We start from the raw sequence: 1,012 nt of genomic DNA on the forward strand, positions 1-1,012 counted from the left end.
CCTCCAATCCCATCCTCCTCCCACAACGCCGCTTCGAACTGCTCGGATGGATCCAATACAACTATTGAAAAAGGATGCGTCAAAAAACGGAGAATTCAAAAAGCAAGAGAGAACGCCTGCATGTGAAAAAGGATGCGTCAAACAACGGGGAATTCCAAAAGCAAGAGAGAACGCCTGCATGCCTGCATGTCATCGCGAAGGGCGAAGCCCTGTGGCGTTCCCGAAAGCTCAGTCGCTCTCACGAGATGGCCACGTCGCTACGCTCCTCGCCATGACCACACACTTGTGACCCCCATTTGAGCCATGCCGAAAATGATGTCAATGTCAGGAAAGAAGCACGTGGAAGGAGATCGCTCTTAGCGGAAGATATCGTCAGGGATAAGCTCTTCGGTCAGGCCGAGTTCTTCGATCTTTTCAGTGACTTTTTGAATGGCAGTGGCTTCCAATTGGCGGATCCGCTCACGGGTCAGATTCATGTGTTCGCCTACTTCTTCGAGGGTCACACCACCGCGCTCTGCCACATCCAATGCACAAGTCTCTTCAAGTTCGTGAACTTCCTGATGAGGAAAGTTGAATTTGATGCTCCCCGTCTCTGGATTGACATCCAAATAGAGATGATACTTGCAGGAGACGTGAGGGCAGGGACGCATGCCTTCGCGACACTGAGAACGAAGACGTGGCTTGAGTGCCTCCAACCACTGCACCACCTCCGGAGGCAGCGGATTATGCTCTCGCTTCAACTGACGCATGTTGATCGTCTTCTCTCGTTTGGCTCGACCCGTTCGCGTCGTCCCTTCACTTTTTTTGTGTTTCTTCATCAGCTTTCCTCTTCGTCGTGATCCATTGTCGCCTGACTTGCTTTGTCCACACGCTCTCTACACGCCCCAGAATACGAACAAATATCCTTCAACAAACCAAAACACTACACGCGAAAGCTTCACCACATACTTTCTGCTGATGACTGTACCTGCCCGCACCAAAGGGAAAATAAACCCCCCCTTCACCTACCCCC

At 51.5% G+C, this 1,012-nt stretch carries 2 protein-coding genes; one reads left to right on the top strand and one right to left on the bottom strand.

The features are described 5' to 3' along the window. Positions 1 to 289 (top strand): hypothetical protein (locus tag D6783_05850; protein RME52096.1); only part of this gene is annotated, 289 nt, incomplete at its 5' end. A 67-nt stretch (positions 290 to 356) separates the two neighbouring features. Here D6783_05850 and D6783_05855 read toward each other — a convergent pair. Then, the gene (locus D6783_05855; GenBank protein RME52097.1) at positions 357 to 818 is read right to left on the bottom strand and encodes a DNA-binding protein; all 462 of its coding nucleotides are present in this window, start codon (positions 816 to 818) and stop codon (positions 357 to 359) included. Between the last annotated feature and the right edge of the window lie 194 nt (positions 819 to 1,012).

Source organism: Candidatus Woesearchaeota archaeon (assembly GCA_003694805.1).
Classification (GTDB): domain Archaea; phylum Nanobdellota; class Nanobdellia; order Woesearchaeales; family J110; genus J110.